Here is a 387-nt window from a genome sequence, read left to right as displayed (position 1 = left end):
AATTTGGTAAGATTTAAGGCACCCATACAAGAAGGGCCTTACCGGCTTCATCTTATGACTACCAATAACACAGGGTATTATGCCACTGCAAATATCCCTTTTTACGTCCTAAATCCTACGAATGAGGAATAGCATCAAGGCACCTACGCTAATGGAAGAACGGATCATTAAGCTTTTGATCCTGTTAGCCCTCTTTAGCACTGTTCACTTTTTGTTCTTTTTTCTACAATTTGAGCATCAGGGAAATGCTATCCTCTTTTTTTTACTTTCGATTACCATCTCGTATAGCATTTTTAAAAAACTGTACATGTGGTATAACTATGCCAATATTTCTATTCCGGAAAAACCTTCTACCTCTCCTGAAGTTACAGTAGATATTCTCACCAC

General features: G+C 37.7%; 1 protein-coding gene. It reads left to right on the top strand.

The window, feature by feature from the left end:
- Nucleotides 1-121: 121 nt before the first annotated feature.
- Nucleotides 122-387 (top strand): hypothetical protein (locus HC175_RS20125; protein WP_209310142.1); only part of this gene is annotated, 266 nt, incomplete at its 3' end.

This window comes from Salinimicrobium oceani (assembly GCF_012037645.1).
Note: the sequence above shows the minus strand (reverse complement) of the source record. Positions and strands in the feature narration are given on the sequence as shown.